Below are 15,909 nucleotides of genomic sequence, written 5' to 3'. Positions count from 1 at the left end.
CGATCTGCGGTAACTTGCGAATAAGCGGACACAAAAAAGCCCGCTGCTGCGGGCTTGGGCGGGTTTCCCCGGCAGTCACAGGACCGAGTGACTGTAAAAAGTATGGCGTCCCCACGGGGATTCGAACCCCGGTCGCCGCCGTGAAAGGGCAGTGTCCTAGGCCTCTAGACGATAGGGACGTGCGGTGTGTGGCACCGGTGACGCACGCTAGATCGACGAGGCTGGCGATGTAGCGGTTTGCAGCGGAAATCCAAAAAAACCTTGGTGGAGCTAGTCGGGATCGAACCGACGACCTCTTGCATGCCATGCAAGCGCTCTCCCAGCTGAGCTATAGCCCCACGTACAGGGGCGCGCATTATACCCAATGAAAAGCAGAATGGAACCCGTTGAAGCGGAAAAATAATCGGCTGCCGGATTCGGCTTTCGGCGGCCGCTTCGCCGGCCCCTCGCGCAGCGTCTATTGCGGCTTGCGGTAGCGGTTCGGGCGGATGTTGACCTCGCCTTTGCAGCGATCCTGGACGTCGTCGCCGCAGGCGCGCGGCTGGAAATCCTTGTCCAGGCAGATGCGGACTTCGCTCAGCCAGCGACCCTTGCACATCAGCGCCATGTTTTCGTGATCGAGCTTGGGATTGGCCTCGATCAGGCTGTCTTCGATTTCCCGGGCAGACGACTCGAGTCCGGGTGTGTCGGCGCTCAGCGATGCCGGCAGGACGACGCTGCGCCAGGCGCGTTCCACGTTGAGAAAATACTCGCCGACCGGCAATCCGCTGCAGCTGCCGTGCTTGCGCCATTGCTGCTGAATCAGTTTGGGATCCGGGCTGAGCGGCAGCATGCGATCGACGATCTCCATCGGCACACGCTCGCGGTCGCCGCAGTAGTCCGGATAGCCGCGCTCGTTCTGCGGCCACAACCCATGCACGACCATGCCGCGCGATTGCTTGCACTGCTCGGCGCCCGGCTGCGCCTTGCAGAACTGGGGCGACCAGGACAGCGACAACACCCAGTAGTCGAACTGACCGGGCTCGTCGGCCGACGCCACGCTGCCACTGGCACAGGCCAGCAGCAGGGCGGCGAGGAATTTGCCGACGCGCGAGCTCAGGCCTTCTGGCCTGCCAGATACATCCATGTCTCCACCACCGTGTCCGGGTTCAAGGACATCGACTCGATGCCCTGATCAAGCAGCCAGCGCGCCAGTTCCGGATGGTCGGACGGGCCCTGACCGCAGATGCCGATGTACTTGTTGTGCTTCTTGCAGGCCTTGATCGCCATTTCGAGCATGACCTTGACCGCCTCGTTGCGCTCGTCGAACAGATGCGCAATCAGGCCGGAATCGCGATCCAGACCGAGCGTCAGCTGGGTCATGTCGTTGGAGCCGATCGAGAAGCCATCGAAGTGTTCGAGGAACTTCTCGGCCAGCACCGCGTTGCTCGGCAGCTCGCACATCATGATCAGTTGCAATCCGTTCTCGCCACGCTTGAGGCCATTGGCGGCGAGGATATCGACGACCTGACGCGCTTCGTCGAGCGTTCGGACGAACGGCACCATGACCTTGATATTCGTCAGGCCCATCTCGTCGCGGACGTACTTCATCGCCTTGCATTCCATCTCGAAGCAGGGGCGGAAGGTTTCCGAGATATAACGCGAGGCGCCGCGGAATCCGATCATCGGATTCTCCTCGTGCGGCTCATAGCGCTTGCCGGCAATGAGGTTGGCGTATTCGTTGGACTTGAAGTCCGACAGGCGCACGATCACCGGCTCCGGCGCAAACGCGGCACCGATCGTCGCAATGCCTTCGGCGAGGCGCTTGACGAAGTAATCGACCGGCGAGCCGTACGGCGCAATCATCGGATCAATGATGCGGCGTTCGTCCGGCGGCAGGCGATCCAGTTCCAGCAAGGCCTGCGGATGGATGCCGATCTGGCGGTTGATGATGAACTCGAGGCGGGCGAGGCCGACACCCCGGTGCGGCAGCGCGGCGAAGTCAAAAGCCTGCTCCGGCGTGCCGACGTTCATCATGATCTTGACCGGGATGTCCGGCATCGCGTCGAGCGCGACTTCATCGACAACGAAGTCGATATGACCGGCATAAACGAGGCCGGTATCGCCCTCGGCGCAGGACACGGTGACGTCGTCGCCGTCCTTGAGCACCACGGTGGCATCGCCGCAGCCGACGACGGCGGGAATGCCCAGCTCACGCGCGATGATCGCGGCGTGGCAGGTGCGGCCGCCGCGATTGGTCACGATCGCGCTGGCGCGCTTCATGATCGGCTCCCAATCCGGGTCCGTCATGTCGGTCACGAGTACGTCGCCCGGACGCACGCGGGTCATCTGGTCGATCGAGGTCAGGATGCGGACCTTGCCGGCGCCGATCTTCTGGCCGATCGCGCGGCCGGAGCTGACGACCGTGCCCTTGTTCTTGAGCTTGTAGCGGCGCAGGACATTGGCCGAGGCGCGCGACTTCACCGTTTCCGGGCGCGCCTGCAGGATGTAAAGCTTGCCGTCGATGCCGTCCTTGCCCCACTCGATGTCCATCGGCCGACCGTAGTGGTCTTCGATGATCAGCGCTTGCTGGGCGAGGGCCTGGATCTCTTCGTCATTCAGGCTGAACTGGCCGCGTTCCTTGACCGCGACATCGACGAACTCGACCGTCTTGCCCAGCGTGCGGTCCGCTGTGTAGACCATCTTGCGGGCCTTGGCGCCAAGGCTGCGGCGCAGCACCGCCGGGCGCTTCGCGCGCAGGCCGGGCTTGTAGACGTAAAACTCGTCCGGATTGACCGCGCCCTGGACCACGGCTTCACCGAGGCCATAGGACGAGGTGATGAAGACGGCGTCCTGGAAGCCGGACTCGGTGTCCATCGTGAACATGACGCCGCTCGCGCCCTTGTCGGAGCGCACCATGCGCTGCACGCCGGCCGACAGCGCGACCGATGCGTGTTCAAAGCCATGATGGACGCGATAGGCGATCGCGCGGTCGTTGTAGAGAGAAGCAAAGACCTCCTTGATCGCCGCCAGCACCGAATCGATGCCCTGGACGTTGAGGAAGGTTTCCTGCTGGCCGGCAAACGAGGCGTCCGGCAGGTCTTCGGCCGTCGCCGACGAGCGCACGGCAACCGAGATTTCCGCGCCGGACTCGTTGACCAGGGTTTCGTAACTCGTGCGGATATCGCGTTCCAGCGCGGCCGGGAACGGCGCGGCGGCGAGGGCCTGGCGGATCTTCTTGCCGGTGGCCGCCAGGGCGGTGACGTCCTCGATGTCGAGGGTCTTGAGCATGCCCTTGATGCGCTCGTCGAGCTGCTCATAAGCGAGGAATTCGCGGAAGGCCTCCGCCGTCGTCGCGAAGCCGTTGGGCACGCTGACGCCGGACTTGGCGAGGTTCTGGATCATTTCACCCAGGGAGGCATTCTTGCCGCCGACGATTTCGACGTCGGCCATGCCGAGTTCCGAGTACCACAGGACGTTCTTGCTCATTCGCTGATCGAAAAGGTGGTCATAAAGGGTAAAGTCGCCGGGTCGCGGCAATGCCGCAGCAGCTCTAGAGCGTCCCGATGGCCAGCCCACGTCCCGTATTCTTCGTTTCCGATGGCACCGGCATCACTGCCGAAACCTTGGGGAACACCCTGCTGACCCAGTTTGATGGCCTCGAATTCGACAAGGCCAGCCTACCGTTCGTGAATACCGCGGAGCGCGCGCAAAGCACGGTGGACTATATCAATTTCGTTGGCGATCAGTCTGGTCAGCGGCCGCTGGTTTTCAGCACGACGGTCAATGATGAAGCACGCGCGATCCTGCGTGGGGTTAAGGGTCTGTTCATGGATATGTTCGACCTCTTCATCAACGAGATGGAGAAGGAACTGCAGGTCCGTTCGACCCACGCCCAGGGCCGTGCGCACGGCATGTCCAACCAGCGCCAGTACAACGACCGCATGGAGGCGATCAGCTATGCGATGGAGCACGACGACGGCGCCTCGACCCGCGACCTGAGCCGGGCCGACCTGATCCTGATTGCGCCGTCGCGCTGCGGCAAGACGCCGACCAGCATGTACATGGCGCTGCAGTACGGTCTTTTTTCGACCAACTTCCCGCTGACCGAGGACGATCTGCAGGAGATGCGGCTGCCGGCTTCGCTGAAGGGTCTGGAATCACGCTGCTTCGGTCTGACCTCCGATCCCGAGCGCCTGGCGCAGGTCCGGGCGGAACGCCGCCCGGGTTCACGGTATGCGTCGTTTGAACAGGTTTCCTATGAGCTGCGCCAGGCCGAGCAGCTGTACCGGCGTTTCGGCGTGCCGTTTCTGAACTCGGCGACGATGTCCGTCGAGGAAATCTCGGCGACCATCATGCAGCAGAAGCAGTTGCGCAAGCGTAGCGGCTAGCCGTCGTGTCGCTGTTGGGCCGGCTGTCGACCCGGCAGCGCGATATAGTCGGAATCTGCCAAAAGCGGCCGGCAATGGGGGATTCGAAGGATGGGGTTGATCATCAATAAACCGTCATATCGGCGAGATACCCTGACCGGCTGATTCATCTTCAGCAGCTGTTTCTTAGCCATCTTTCCGAGAGCCACTCATGTCCGGTCCCCGCATCCGCGCCCCACGGTTTCATGCCCTTAGTCGTCGCGATTTCCTGCGCCGTGCCGCATTGGGTTCGGTGGCGCTGGGCAGCTTGCCGTTACTGCCGGCCTGCGGTTCCAGCGATGGGGCCGGTGGGCGCGATCCAGGCGGTGCCGATCTGGAGTTTCGCCACGGTGTTGCCAGCGGTGATCCGCTGGCCGACCGGGTGATGCTGTGGACTCGCGTATCCGGACTGACTTCCGGCACAGCGAGCGTCAGGTACTCGGTCTGGTCGGATCCGGCCCTGAGCCAGCTCGTGACCAGCGGTTCGGCCTCGACCGACGCTTCGCGCGACTACACGATCAAGGTCGACGTGACCGGTCTGCAGCCGGCAACCAGCTACTACTACCGCTTCGATGCGGGCGACGCGCAGTCGCTGGTGGGGCGTACGCGCACCGCGCCGCAGGGCGCAACCGATCATCTGCGCATCGGCGTCGTCAGCTGTTCTAGCCTTGCGCATGGCTACTTCAATGCCTATCGCAAGATTGCCGAGCGTAGCGATCTCGACGTCGTGCTGCATCTGGGCGACTACATTTACGAGTACGGCACCAATCAGTACGGTGAAGTGCGCGCCTACGAGCCTTCGCACGAAATTCTGACGCTGGACGATTACCGCACGCGGCACGCCCAGTACAAGCAGGATCCCGACCTGCAGGAAGCGCATCGCCAGCATCCCTTCATCAACATCTGGGACGACCACGAGACGGCCGACAATTCCTGGCGTGACGGAGCGAACAACCACACCGAGGGCGCGGAAGGCGTCTGGGCGCAGCGCAAGGCCTGGGCGATCCAGGCTTACTACGAATGGCTGCCGATCCGTCAGATCGATCCTGCGCAGCCGGAGCGCATCTATCGCCGCTTCCGCTACGGCGATCTGGCCGACCTGGTCATGCTCGACACGCGCCTGATCGGCCGCGATCTGCAGGCCTCGCTGGTCGATGCCGCTTCGATCAACGACGAAGACCGTCATCTGCTCGGCGACACGCAGCTCGCCTGGCTCGGCGAACAGCTGGCGGAATCCGGCACGACCTGGAAGCTGCTCGGCCAGCAGGTCATGTTCGGCCAGTTGCGGATTCCCAACCTGCCGGAACTGTCGGCGCTGACCAACATCCCGATCGAGCAATTGCAGACGCTGCTGCAGTCGTTGCCGGTCGTCAGCACCGGCGGCCTGATCATCAACACCGACCAGTGGGACGGCTACCGCGCCGAGCGCGCGCGCGTCTACGCGCTGCTCGAGTCGCTGAATGTGGAGAATCCGGTCGTGCTGACCGGCGACATCCACACGTCCTGGTCGATGGATCTGTCGCCCGATCCGGGCAATCCGCTGGTCTACAACCCGCTCACCGGCGCCGGTTCGCGCGGCGTGGAGTTCGTCTGCACGTCGATCACCTCGCCGGGGCTGGATGCGCTCAATCCTTTGGCGCCGGTGCTGCAGCTGCTCAATCCGCACATGAAGTACGTCAACCTCGAGCAGCAGGGCTATCTGTTGCTCGACATCCAGCCGGAACGCCTGGTCGGCGAGCACTGGTACACGAGCATCGAGCAGGGTGTGGACACCGAAACCTTCGGTGCCGCCTATCTGGTCGATGCCGGCACCCGCCGGCTGGTCGCCGCGTCGGTCACCGAGCCGCGCACCGACATGCCGGCACCGGCGCCGTAAGACCGGCCCGGCGGGGCACGGAAACGGCGGCCTGCGGCTATGCTATGCGGCCGCCGTTTCCCTACTGAATCCACGACGCCGTGACCCCGTACTCGCCGCGACTGAGTCTGCTGATCGATGCCCTGCGTCGCCTGCCGGGCGTTGGCCCGAAATCCGCGCAGCGCATGGCCTTTCATCTGCTCGATCGTGAGCGCGAAGGCGCATCGCTGCTCAGCAAGGCGATTGCCGAAGCATTGGACGGCATCGGTCGTTGCCAGCACTGCCGGATGTTCTGCGAGGATGCGCGTTGCGGCTACTGCACCGAGCAGCGCGCAACGAGCGGGCAGCTGTGCATCGTCGAAGGGCCGGCGGATCTGATCGCCGTCGAGCACAACACCTCGTATCGCGGCCGCTACTTCGTGCTGATGGGTCGCCTGTCGCCGCTCGATGGCATCGGCCCCGAAGAGCTCGGCCTGCCGGCGCTGGCGCAGATGCTCGATGCCGGCTGGGTGCGCGAGATGATCATCGCGACCAATCCGACCGTCGAGGGTGAGGCCACGGCGTACTACCTCGCTGAGATGGCCAAGGCTCGCGAGATCCGCGTGACGCGCATCGCCCACGGCGTGCCAATGGGCGGCGAGCTGGAGTACGTCGATGCAGGAACGCTGGTGCAGGCGCTCAGCGGCCGCACAACGCTCTGAATCTCTTTGCAGCCCGGATGAGCCGGGTTGGCGTATCCAGTCGCCAAAGTCCCCGGGTTTCACCCGGGCTATTGCTCAGGCGAGCAGCAGATCCACTCGCGCTGCGCAGATGAAATCGTTCTGCGAAAGACCGCCGACCGCATGCGTCCACCATTCGATGGTCGCGCTGTTGTAGCTGAAGCTGATGTCGGGGTGATGGTCCTGTGTATGCGCGATCCAGGCGACGCCGTTGACGAAGGCGGTCGTCTGCCAGTAGTTGTCGAACTTGAAGGTCGCGTGCAGCAGCTTGCCTTCCTTCGCGAGTTTCCAGCGGCCGTCGAGCTGCGCCTTGAGAGTGCTCGCCGCGGCGAGATCCAGTGCCGGTTCGCCGCCCTCGCAGGGCACGCATTTCTTCTTGGCTAGATCGGACATGTTCTTTAGCTGAGTGCCAATGGCAGGGCGCGTAGTCTAAACGTTCAGCGCGTGGCTGAGGTCTGCCTGCAGGTCTTCGAGGTCCTCGATGCCGACCGACAGTCGGCAGAGGGTATCGCTGATGCCCAGTGCGGCGCGTGCCTCGGCGGGGATGCTGGCATGGGTCATGATCGCTGGATGCTCGATCAGGCTCTCGACACCACCGAGTGACTCGGCGAGCGCGAACAGCTCGCAGCGTTCGAGGAAGCGCCGTGAATCCTCAAGACCGCCTTTCAGATCGATCGAGATCATGCCGCCAAAACCGCGCGGCATCTGCTGTTTCGCCAGCGCGTGCTGTGGATGCGAGGCGAGGCCGGGGTAGTGCACGCGCGCCACGCGCGGGTGCTTCTCCAGCCACTGCGCCAACGCCAATGCGTTGTCGCAATGCCGCTGCATGCGCAGCGCAAGGGTCTTGACGCCGCGCAGCGCGAGAAAGCTGTCGAAAGGGCCGGCGACGGCGCCAACGGCGTTCTGCAGGAACGTCAGCCGTTCGGCCAGCGCCGGGTTATCGCCGACGATCAGCAGGCCGTTGACGACATCGGAGTGGCCGTTGATGTATTTCGTCGCCGAATGCATGACGAGGTCGAAGCCCAGCGCCAGCGGATTCTGCAGATAAGGGCTGGCGAAGGTATTGTCGGCCGCGGCGATGAGACCGTGACGTTTGGCAATCACGGCGATCGCCGCGAGGTCGGCCAGCTTGAGCATTGGATTGCTCGGCGTCTCGACCCAGATCAATCGCGTGTTCGGCCGGATCGCCGCTTCGATATTGGCGGGCTCACGCATGTCGACATAGCTGAAGCTCAGGCCGGCACTCTGCTGGCGCACGCGCGCAAACAGACGGTAGGTGCCGCCATACATGTCGTCGGAGGCAATGACGTGCGAGCCGGTTTCCAGCGAATCGAGCAGCGTGGCGGTTGCGGCCAGTCCGGAAGCAAAGGCATGCGCCTGCACGCCGCCCTCCAGATCGGCGACGCAGCGCTCGTAGGCGAAGCGCGTGGGATTCTGCGTGCGCGAATACTCGAAACCCTGATGCACGCCGGGACTCTGCTGCACATAGGTCGAGGTCGCGTAGATCGGCGTCATCACGGCACCGGTCGTCGGGTCCGGCGACTGGCCGGCGTGAATGCAGCGGGTCGAGAATCCGTTGACGGGTCCGTTCATGGGTTCAGCCCTGGTAGATGCGCTCGGACAGCAGGATATCGTTCGCCAGCTTGCGCACGGCCATGATCAGGAAGTTGCTGAGGTCCGACTTCTCGCTGTAGTTCGCCGAGTTGATATTGGAGACGCGGCCGTCGCTGACGAACTGGAAAGCGCTGCCCCATTTTTCCTCGTGATTCGGATCGTAGACCGCGATCGGTACGCCGCCGTTCTGCTTGAGCAGGGAGAAGCAGGGAATGTCGGTGTAACCGTCGCCGACGAAGATCATGCGGTTCAGCGGTACGCGGATTTGATCCGGCGGCAGCTTGCGGTTGACGTCGAACGGCCGACCGCGCGCGGCCTTGCCGATGAAGCCCTTCTGCACGTGGAACAGATAACGCGTCTTGTCGGTGAAGCTGACGATCTTCTTCGGAAACGTGGCGGCGCCATCGGCGCCGTAATGAAACTCGCTGGCCCAGATGTCCTTGAACTCGTGCGCGATGCGCGTCGAGCGCAGCACGTCGCCGATGCCGCTGGAGATCACATAGAACTCAAGATTGACGCGCGGGTTGGCATCGCTGGCGGCGCGTCGCAGGCGCGAGAACAGGGTTTCCACACCCTCGTGCAACGGGGCCTGGCTGCCCCAGGCCGCTAGGCTTTCGCGTGTGATCGGCGGAATCCGGCCGGCGCGGGCGACCTCGATCATCTGATGCAGGTAGGCCGGTACGGGATCCCAATCGTCCAGAGTCAGCGGCGCAACGTCCTCCTTCCAGAAACGCGCAACATCGGCGAGCCCGGCATGGCGCAGATAGCCGGTCGTGGTATCCGGGGCCAGCGTGTCGTCGAAATCAAAAACTACGGCAATGGTTTCATGCATCGGCAGGTCAGAGCTGTTGGCGCAGGTAATTCAGCAAGTCTATGCGAGTGATCAGGCCGATGAAGCGATTGCGGTCGGCGACGATCGCGACATGGTCACGCGCAAAGATCGGCAGCAGCTGCTCGACCGCCATGTCCGGCGCGACGGTTTCGATCTGGCTGACCATCGCCGTGCTGACCGGGTCCTTGAAGCGGTCGGGGCTCAGGTGCACATGCTGGACGATATCCGACTCGTCGATGATGCCGACGATCCGATCGGCGTCCATGACCGGCAACTGCGAAACGTCGAACAGCTTCATGCGCCGGTAGGCGTGCAGCAGGCTGTCGTCCGGCTTCAAGGTCACCGCGGAGCCTTCGGCATAGCGGCGCACGATGAGATCCATCAGCGTGCCCTGGCGCGGGCGTTCGAGCATGCCCTGGTCGTGCATCCAGAAGTCGTTGTACATCTTCGACAGATACTTGTTGCCGCTGTCGCAGACGAAGGTGACGACGCGTTTGGCGCTCGTCTGCTCGCGGCAGTAACGCAGCGCCGCGGCCACCAGGGTGCCGGTGCTGGAGCCGCCGAGGATGCCTTCGCGAGCCAGCAGCGCGCGGGCGGTCTCGAAACTCTCGCGATCGGAGATGGCGTAGCTCCGGCGCACGCGCGACAGATCGCAATTCGGCGGTACAAAGTCCTCGCCGATGCCTTCGACCAGCCAGCTGCCGGCGGGCTTCTGCGGGCTGCCGGTCCGCACCACATCGTCGAGGATGGATCCGAGCGGATCGGCAAGCACCATCTCGACCTGTGGTTCGACACTGGAGAAATAGCGCGACAGGCCGGTCAAGGTGCCGCCGCTGCCGACACCGCAGACGACGGCATCCAGTTGATGTCTGCACTGTGCCCAGATCTCCGGGCCGGTGGTCTTCTCGTGCGCGAGCGGGTTGGCGGGATTCGCGAACTGGTTGACGTAGAAGCTGCCGGGAATCTCGCGCGCAAGGCGTTCGGCGATGTCCTGGTAGTAATCGGAATGCCCCTTGCCGACGTCGCTGCGCGTGATCCGGCAATCGGCACCGAGCGCTTTCAGATGAAGAATCTTTTCCTGCGCCATCTTGTCGGGGATGACGAGAATCAGCTTGTAGCCCTTCTGCGCGGCGACCAGCGCAAGACCAAGGCCGGTGTTGCCGGCGGTGGCCTCGATCAGCGTGCCGCCGGGTTGCAACTGGCCGTCACGCTCGGCCGCTTCGATCATCGACAGGCCGATGCGATCCTTGATGCTGCCGGTCGGGTTCTGGTTCTCCAGCTTGACGAACAGCCGGCAGGGGCCGGTGTCGAAGCGCGTCAGTTCGACCAGCGGTGTGTTGCCGATCGTGCCGAGGATGCTGTTGATTGAACTCATGCCATCGTTCTCCCGAGCCGCTATCCTTGCGGCCTACGATACTACTCGCCCCCTGCCGAATCGCCATGAGTGCAAACCCATCCAACCTGATTTGGATCGACCTGGAGATGACCGGGCTGATTCCGGAACGTCATCGCATCATCGAGATCGCGACCATCGTCACCGACAGCCAGCTCAATGTGCTCGCTGAAGGCCCAGTGATTGCCGTGCATCAGCCCGACGAGGAGCTGGCGGCGATGGACGAATGGAACACGCGCCAGCATGGCGGCTCCGGCCTGACGGCGAGGGTGCGCGCCAGTACGATCCTCGAAGCCGAGGCGCAGCGCCAGACGCTGGAATTTCTCGCGCAGTGGGTCCCGGCCGGCAAGTCGCCGATGTGCGGCAACTCGATCTGCCAGGATCGGCGCTTTCTGGCGCGCTGGATGCCGCAGCTGGAGCGCCATTTCCACTACCGCAATCTGGATGTCAGCACGCTCAAGGAATTGTGCGCGCGCTGGGCGCCGGCGTTGACGAGCGGTTTCAGCAAGACCTCGTCGCATCTCGCGCTCGACGACGTGCGCGACTCGATTGCCGAGCTCGAGTACTACCGGCGCACCTTCATCCGCTTGCCGGCCTGAGCCGAGAGGGCTTATTTCGTCGGCAGGCTGACGATGACCTTGGCCCCGCCTAGCGAGGAGCGATCGAGCAGCAGACGGCCGCCGTAGGCCTGGACGATCTCGGCAACCGCCGACAGACCCAGGCCCTGGCCGGGCATGCGCGTATCCGCGCGCACGCCGCGCTCCAGCAGCTTTTCGGCGTCCGGCGGGAAGCCGCCGCCATTGTCCTCGACGACGATCAGGCACTGATGCTGGCCGCTCATCGCGCTGACGCGCACATGGCCGTTGCCGTACTTCGCGGCATTCTCGATGAGGTTGCCCATCAGGTCGTAGAGATCGCCCTGATCGGCGCGCACGCGCAGGTTCTCGACGATCAGGTTTTCAGTCTGTATCCGTTTCGCCGAATAGACCTTGGCGATGGCCGACAGCAGCTTGTCGGCGAGTGCCCGCAGCGCCACCGGCTCGGTCAGCGTGCGCGTCCCGGCGGCGGCGGCGCGGCGCAGCTGGTGATCGACGATATGCAGCATGCGGTCGACCTGCTCGCTGAGCTGCTGGCGCTGCGCCGCTGCCAAGGAGGATTCCCCGGTGAAGCCACGCAATACCGCCAGTGGCGTCTTCAGCGTGTGGGCGAGGTCACCCAGCGCGTTGCGATAGCGCGTCTGTTGGTGGCGTTCGCTGAGGATCATCGTGTTCAGATCGATCGCGAGCGGCTGCAGCTCCTCCGGATAGCGGCCGACGATCTGGGTCTGCGCGCCGGCTTCGATCTGCTGCAGTTCCTTGCCCAGTCGTCGCAACGGCGACAGGCCCCAGCGCAGCAGCAGCAGCAGTGCGAGACTCAGGCCGATCAGTGTCGCGCCGAGCCAGACCCACAGCGTGCGGCGGAAGACCGCGAGCTGCTTGTTGTAGGCGGCGGCATCCTCGATCACGATCACGGTGTAGCGCCGCGGATCGTCCGCCGAGTCGAACCAGCGCAGCCCCAGACTCAGCGAGAAGGCATCGGGTTTGTTGAGGCGCTCCAGCTTCCATTCGCCGACGTCCGGCGTGGCCGGTAGCTTGAAGCGCTTGAAATCGGCGGAGCTCCAGACGACGCGGCCGTCCTCGCGGATCAATCCGGCGTCCAGGCCGGACAGCGGCTGGCGCAGTCGAGGATCGGGAATCGCATCGACGGCAATCGACAGATCGCCGTAGACATTGGTCGAAGACGCCGCCAGCAGCGAATACACCAGCGTCTGCAGCTTGTCCTGCTGCGACTGCAGCGTCGACGCCTTGAACGCGCGATCGAGCACCAGGCCGGCCAGGCTGCCGAACAGCGCGACCAGCAGCGCAGCCGCAACCAGCAGGCGGGCGCGCAGCGAGTTCATCGATTATCGGGGCGAGCGGTGTTGTCGAGCGGCCTGTCGGTACCAGCCTGCGCCATCAATGACGCGGCAGGTCCCAGCGATAGCCGGCACCGCGCAGCGTCGTGATCGGGTTGTACTGATTGGCCGAGTCGAGCTTGGAGCGCAGGCGGCGGATGAACACCTCGATGACGTTGCTGTCGCGTTCCTCGTTCTCGGTGTACAGGTGCTCGGTCAGCTCCGACTTCGAAACCACCTTGCCGGCGTGCGTGATCAGGTAGTCGAGTACGCGGAACTCGTAGCTAGTCAGCTCGACCGGCTTGCCGTCGACGGTCACCGTCTTGGCGCTGGTGTCGACAACGTAGGGGCCTGAAGCCAGCTGCGCCGTCGCCCAGCCGCCGGAGCGGCGCAGCAGCGCGCGCACGCGTGCGATCAGCTCTTCGCGATGGAAGGGCTTGACCAGATAGTCGTCGGCGCCGGCGTCGAGGCCTTCGACCTTCGACTCCCAGCCGTCGCGCGCCGTCAGGATCAGGATCGGAAACTTGCGACCGCTGGCGCGGGCGCGGCGGACGATCTCGATGCCGGGCGTGCCGGGCAGGCCGAGGTCGATGACCGCGACATCGGCCGGATACTCCTCGGCCATGTACGCGCCCTGCGTGCCGTCGGCGGCGGCATCGACGGCAAAGCCGTCTTCCGCCAGATAGCGGGCGACCTGTTCGCGCAGGTTCGGATCATCTTCGATTACGAGTGCTCGCATTTCTATTCCTGAGGGCTGACGCTGTAGATACGGACTTCGCCGTCCTTGAGTATTTTGACGCGGTAGCCGTCAGCATCCTGTTGCACGGCAAGGACACGGCCACCATACAGGCTCTGTACCTGACGTGCGGCATCGGCCGGCGTCAGCGAAACGTGGCCGCGCCGGGCGCCAGCGACCGGATCGGGTTGTGTGGTCGCGGCAAGCGGATCGACGAGCCGGCTGCTGAGATCGAGTTTGCCTTGGGCTTCGGCCGAGACCGAGGACAAGGCGCAGCAGGCGAACAGACCCAGTGCGAGCAGGCGCTTGCGCATCAACAGCCGGCGGCCAGCGAATCGCAAGGATCCGCCAATGCCCGGCCTCCGCGGTTTGGCCCGACACGAGCGACCGACGCGCGAACCGCTGGCGCGAGGCTGCTGGCGTGTCTGATGCGCGTGATGCTCATGCTGTTGTGCTGTCCCTGCCCTTGGCTTCGGCATCGCGAATTGTCGCGTATGACCTGTGCCGAGACTAGGCTAACAAGATGAATTCGTACTGAACTTCTGCTTGCGAATCTTGCGCCGCGACAGCGTTTCAGGAGCCGCCCTGGATGCTGACGGGCGTGCCGTCGCCAAGGTGCTGCAGGCCGCTGTAGACCAGCGCGTCGCCGACCGTCAGACCGCTGAGGACTTCAACCGAACCCGGGCTGCGCTGGCCGATCTGCAACTCGCGCAGTTGCGCCTTGCCTTCGACGACGACATAGGCGAACTGCTTGTCGCCGCGCGGGAAGATCGCCTGCTCCGGCACGACGATGGCCTGCACGCGCTGGTCCACCGCCAAGCGCACGCGGGCAAATTGACCGGCGCGCAGCTTGCCGTCCGGGTTCGACAGGCGCGCGCGCAGGCCGATCGAACGCGTCGCGGACGAGACCTTCGGGTCGATCGCATATAGCTCGGCCTTGAAGGTCTCGCCCGGATAGCTGTCGATGCTGAGGGTCAGCGCCTGACCGACCGCGAGCGCCGGCAGCGCGGATTCGTCGAGGCGGAAATCCAGCTTGAGCATGCTGAGATCTTCGAGATTGACCAGATCCTGGCCGGCCGCGACGAAATCGCCGGGGCTGACCAGACGCAGGCCGGTGACGCCGGCAAACGGCGCGAGGATGCGGCACTGATCGAGACGCGCCTGGGCGAGGGCGACCGCGGCGGCGGCCGCATCGAAAGTCGCGCTGGCCTGATCGCGATCGGCCTGGGCGATGAGCTTGCGCCCGAGCAATTCCTGCGCGCGGTCGTTGTTGCGCCGCGCGAGTTCGTGGTTGGCGCGCGCCTGATCGAGCTGTGCGCGATAGATGCTGTCGTCGAGCGCAATCAGCAGCTGGCCGGCCTTGACCGGCTGGCCTTCCTTGAAGCCGATGGTGGCGACACGGCCGCCGATCTCCGGGCGGAGCACGACGGATTCGTCGGAAATCAGGCTGCCGACCGCGATCAGCTCGCGGCTCAGTGGCTGCGTGCTGACCTTGCGGACTTCGACACTGACGGCGCTCGCGGCCTTGGCTTTGGCGGCCGCGCCAGCCGGTGCGGGGCTGGCAGCCGCTTCGTCGGCGCTACCGCAAGCCGAGCAAAGCAGCGCACAGAGGAGCAGCGCGATACGGGGCATCCATATCAACATGTCGGCGGGTCGATTCAAAAGTTTTGGACATGGCTTTATACCTCAGGCCGATCCCAAACAGGTGACGCCCGCCGCTGCGCGCCGTCGCTGCGATCAGCCTTCGAGCTTGCGCAGCTCGCGACGCAGCTCGAAATCCTCGCTGGTCACGCAGGCTTCCATGTTGCGCAGACGCTCCTCGAGACGGGTGAAGCGCGTCTTGACGTCCTCGCTCGAGCGCGGCGGCGTGCTGTAGCTGCGACTGCTGCTGTAGGCGCCGGCCGGGGCATCGCGGTAGCGGGGACGTTCGGTGCGCTGAGCCGGAGCGGCATCGGCATCGGCATCGTCCATCAGGTACCACAGCACCAGGTAGATCACGCCGACCGGGAAGAAGCCGCTGATGATGAACGCCGCGACGAACACGACGCGCACCAGCTTGACGTTCCAGTCGAAGAACTCGGCGAGGCCGACGCAGACGCCGGACAGCCAGCCCTCGCGCGGATAACGATGCAGGTGACCGAAGGTGCTGCCAGCGCGGATGCGATTACGAATGCTCACGGTACTTTTTCCTCCAGCCCGGCGACTCAGCGTCGAGGATCTGCTCAAGGGCGTCGATGCGGTGTTCCATGCGTTCGGCAAGCGACTCCAGCGCGGCGCTGCTGGTCGTCGTCTGGCTTGCCTGTTCGGCGTTGAACCGGCGCTTGCGGTCGGCGAAGAACATCGCCATGCCGGGCAGGATCACGAACAGGCAAAGGATGGCGACCAGCGGAATCAGCTCTTCCACGCGGGGCTCCCGAAGCGGCTAAGGGTTGCAGGACT

The 15,909-nt window shown here is 64.3% G+C and carries 16 protein-coding genes and 2 tRNA genes; 4 read left to right on the top strand and 14 right to left on the bottom strand.

Annotation, left to right across the window (positions count from 1 at the left end; translation table 11 throughout):
- Positions 1-103 precede the first annotated feature (103 nt).
- The 4 genes from AC3WUF_RS13625 to ppsA form a co-directional block, all read right to left on the bottom strand.
- A tRNA-Glu gene (locus AC3WUF_RS13625) sits at positions 104-179 on the bottom strand.
- An 83-nt stretch (positions 180-262) separates the two neighbouring features.
- Positions 263-338 (bottom strand) — tRNA-Ala (locus AC3WUF_RS13620).
- Between the two features lie 119 nt (positions 339-457).
- A complete protein-coding gene (locus AC3WUF_RS13615; protein WP_492426447.1) occupies positions 458-1,126 on the bottom strand; it encodes a ribonuclease T2 family protein in 669 nt (222 codons plus the stop codon).
- Complete coding sequence (gene ppsA / locus AC3WUF_RS13610; RefSeq protein WP_492426445.1) at positions 1,096-3,468, bottom strand: phosphoenolpyruvate synthase; 2,373 nt, start codon at positions 3,466-3,468, stop codon at positions 1,096-1,098. The genes AC3WUF_RS13615 and ppsA overlap by 31 nt, the downstream gene beginning before the upstream one ends.
- Positions 3,469-3,545: 77 nt before the next feature.
- Between ppsA and ppsR the strand changes: the two genes are divergently transcribed.
- The 3 genes from ppsR (at position 3,546) to recR (ending at position 6,944) form a co-directional block, all read left to right on the top strand.
- The gene (ppsR, locus tag AC3WUF_RS13605) at positions 3,546-4,370 is read left to right on the top strand and encodes a posphoenolpyruvate synthetase regulatory kinase/phosphorylase PpsR (RefSeq protein WP_492426443.1); all 825 of its coding nucleotides are present in this window, start codon (positions 3,546-3,548) and stop codon (positions 4,368-4,370) included.
- A gap of 190 nt (positions 4,371-4,560) precedes the next feature.
- Positions 4,561-6,264 (top strand): alkaline phosphatase D family protein, encoded by a 1,704-nt coding sequence (locus AC3WUF_RS13600; RefSeq protein WP_492426441.1) that lies wholly within the window; start codon positions 4,561-4,563, stop codon positions 6,262-6,264.
- Positions 6,265-6,344: 80 nt separating this feature from the next.
- A complete protein-coding gene (gene recR, locus AC3WUF_RS13595; RefSeq protein ID WP_492426439.1) occupies positions 6,345-6,944 on the top strand; it encodes a recombination mediator RecR in 600 nt (199 codons plus the stop codon).
- 75 nt (positions 6,945-7,019) lie between these two features.
- Here the strand turns inward: recR and AC3WUF_RS13590 are convergent, their stop codons facing one another.
- Genes AC3WUF_RS13590 through AC3WUF_RS13575 form a run of 4 tightly spaced genes read right to left on the bottom strand, consistent with a single transcriptional unit; the run spans position 7,020 to position 10,783 of the window.
- On the bottom strand, positions 7,020-7,355 hold the full coding sequence (locus AC3WUF_RS13590; RefSeq protein ID WP_492426437.1) for a 4a-hydroxytetrahydrobiopterin dehydratase: 336 nt from the start codon (positions 7,353-7,355) through the stop codon (positions 7,020-7,022).
- A 36-nt stretch (positions 7,356-7,391) separates the two neighbouring features.
- Positions 7,392-8,555, bottom strand: a complete 1,164-nt coding sequence (locus tag AC3WUF_RS13585) for a cystathionine gamma-synthase (protein ID WP_492426435.1) — start codon at positions 8,553-8,555, stop codon at positions 7,392-7,394.
- 4 nt (positions 8,556-8,559) lie between these two features.
- Entirely contained in the window at positions 8,560-9,408 is an 849-nt protein-coding gene (locus AC3WUF_RS13580) for an HAD family hydrolase (RefSeq protein WP_492426433.1), read from the bottom strand.
- A gap of 7 nt (positions 9,409-9,415) precedes the next feature.
- A complete protein-coding gene (locus tag AC3WUF_RS13575; protein ID WP_492426431.1) occupies positions 9,416-10,783 on the bottom strand; it encodes a pyridoxal-phosphate dependent enzyme in 1,368 nt (455 codons plus the stop codon).
- 65 nt (positions 10,784-10,848) lie between these two features.
- Between AC3WUF_RS13575 and orn the strand changes: the two genes are divergently transcribed.
- A complete protein-coding gene (gene orn, locus AC3WUF_RS13570; protein ID WP_492426429.1) occupies positions 10,849-11,400 on the top strand; it encodes an oligoribonuclease in 552 nt (183 codons plus the stop codon).
- 11 nt (positions 11,401-11,411) lie between these two features.
- On the opposite strand, the gene AC3WUF_RS13565 is transcribed toward orn, so the two are convergent.
- The 6 genes from AC3WUF_RS13565 to pspB form a co-directional block, all read right to left on the bottom strand.
- Complete coding sequence (locus AC3WUF_RS13565) at positions 11,412-12,740, bottom strand: ATP-binding protein (protein ID WP_492426427.1); 1,329 nt, start codon at positions 12,738-12,740, stop codon at positions 11,412-11,414.
- A gap of 55 nt (positions 12,741-12,795) precedes the next feature.
- A complete protein-coding gene (locus AC3WUF_RS13560) occupies positions 12,796-13,473 on the bottom strand; it encodes a response regulator (RefSeq protein ID WP_492426425.1) in 678 nt (225 codons plus the stop codon).
- Positions 13,474-13,475: 2 nt separating this feature from the next.
- The gene (locus tag AC3WUF_RS13555; protein WP_492426423.1) at positions 13,476-13,784 is read right to left on the bottom strand and encodes a hypothetical protein; all 309 of its coding nucleotides are present in this window, start codon (positions 13,782-13,784) and stop codon (positions 13,476-13,478) included.
- Positions 13,785-14,043: 259 nt separating this feature from the next.
- Complete coding sequence (locus tag AC3WUF_RS13550) at positions 14,044-15,102, bottom strand: efflux RND transporter periplasmic adaptor subunit (protein WP_492426421.1); 1,059 nt, start codon at positions 15,100-15,102, stop codon at positions 14,044-14,046.
- 105 nt (positions 15,103-15,207) lie between these two features.
- Entirely contained in the window at positions 15,208-15,648 is a 441-nt protein-coding gene (gene pspC, locus AC3WUF_RS13545; RefSeq protein ID WP_492426419.1) for an envelope stress response membrane protein PspC, read from the bottom strand.
- Positions 15,635-15,874, bottom strand: a complete 240-nt coding sequence (gene pspB, locus AC3WUF_RS13540) for an envelope stress response membrane protein PspB (RefSeq protein ID WP_492426417.1) — start codon at positions 15,872-15,874, stop codon at positions 15,635-15,637. Before pspB ends, pspC begins: the two co-directional genes overlap by 14 nt.
- Positions 15,875-15,909: the final 35 nt, after the last annotated feature.

This window comes from Fontimonas sp. FW305-C-3 (genome assembly GCF_058783185.1).
This window is presented reverse-complemented; position numbering and strand designations above follow the sequence as displayed.

Excerpts from the sequence above, each read along its gene's own strand:
- ppsR (WP_492426443.1), top strand. The coding sequence starts at position 3,546 with ATGGCCAGCCCACGTCCCGTATTCTTCGTTTCCGATGGCACCGGCATC.
- AC3WUF_RS13560 (WP_492426425.1), bottom strand. The coding sequence starts at position 13,473 with ATGCGAGCACTCGTAATCGAAGATGATCCGAACCTGCGCGAACAGGTC.
- AC3WUF_RS13555 (WP_492426423.1), bottom strand. The coding sequence starts at position 13,784 with ATGCGCAAGCGCCTGCTCGCACTGGGTCTGTTCGCCTGCTGCGCCTTG.
- AC3WUF_RS13580 (WP_492426433.1), bottom strand. The coding sequence starts at position 9,408 with ATGCATGAAACCATTGCCGTAGTTTTTGATTTCGACGACACGCTGGCC.
- AC3WUF_RS13590 (WP_492426437.1), bottom strand. The coding sequence starts at position 7,355 with ATGTCCGATCTAGCCAAGAAGAAATGCGTGCCCTGCGAGGGCGGCGAA.
- orn (WP_492426429.1), top strand. The coding sequence starts at position 10,849 with ATGAGTGCAAACCCATCCAACCTGATTTGGATCGACCTGGAGATGACC.
- AC3WUF_RS13550 (WP_492426421.1), bottom strand. The coding sequence starts at position 15,102 with ATGCCCCGTATCGCGCTGCTCCTCTGTGCGCTGCTTTGCTCGGCTTGC.
- AC3WUF_RS13585 (WP_492426435.1), bottom strand. The coding sequence starts at position 8,555 with ATGAACGGACCCGTCAACGGATTCTCGACCCGCTGCATTCACGCCGGC.
- AC3WUF_RS13565 (WP_492426427.1), bottom strand. The coding sequence starts at position 12,740 with ATGAACTCGCTGCGCGCCCGCCTGCTGGTTGCGGCTGCGCTGCTGGTC.
- AC3WUF_RS13600 (WP_492426441.1), top strand. The coding sequence starts at position 4,561 with ATGTCCGGTCCCCGCATCCGCGCCCCACGGTTTCATGCCCTTAGTCGT.
- AC3WUF_RS13575 (WP_492426431.1), bottom strand. The coding sequence starts at position 10,783 with ATGAGTTCAATCAACAGCATCCTCGGCACGATCGGCAACACACCGCTG.
- ppsA (WP_492426445.1), bottom strand. The coding sequence starts at position 3,468 with ATGAGCAAGAACGTCCTGTGGTACTCGGAACTCGGCATGGCCGACGTC.
- AC3WUF_RS13615 (WP_492426447.1), bottom strand. The coding sequence starts at position 1,126 with ATGGATGTATCTGGCAGGCCAGAAGGCCTGAGCTCGCGCGTCGGCAAA.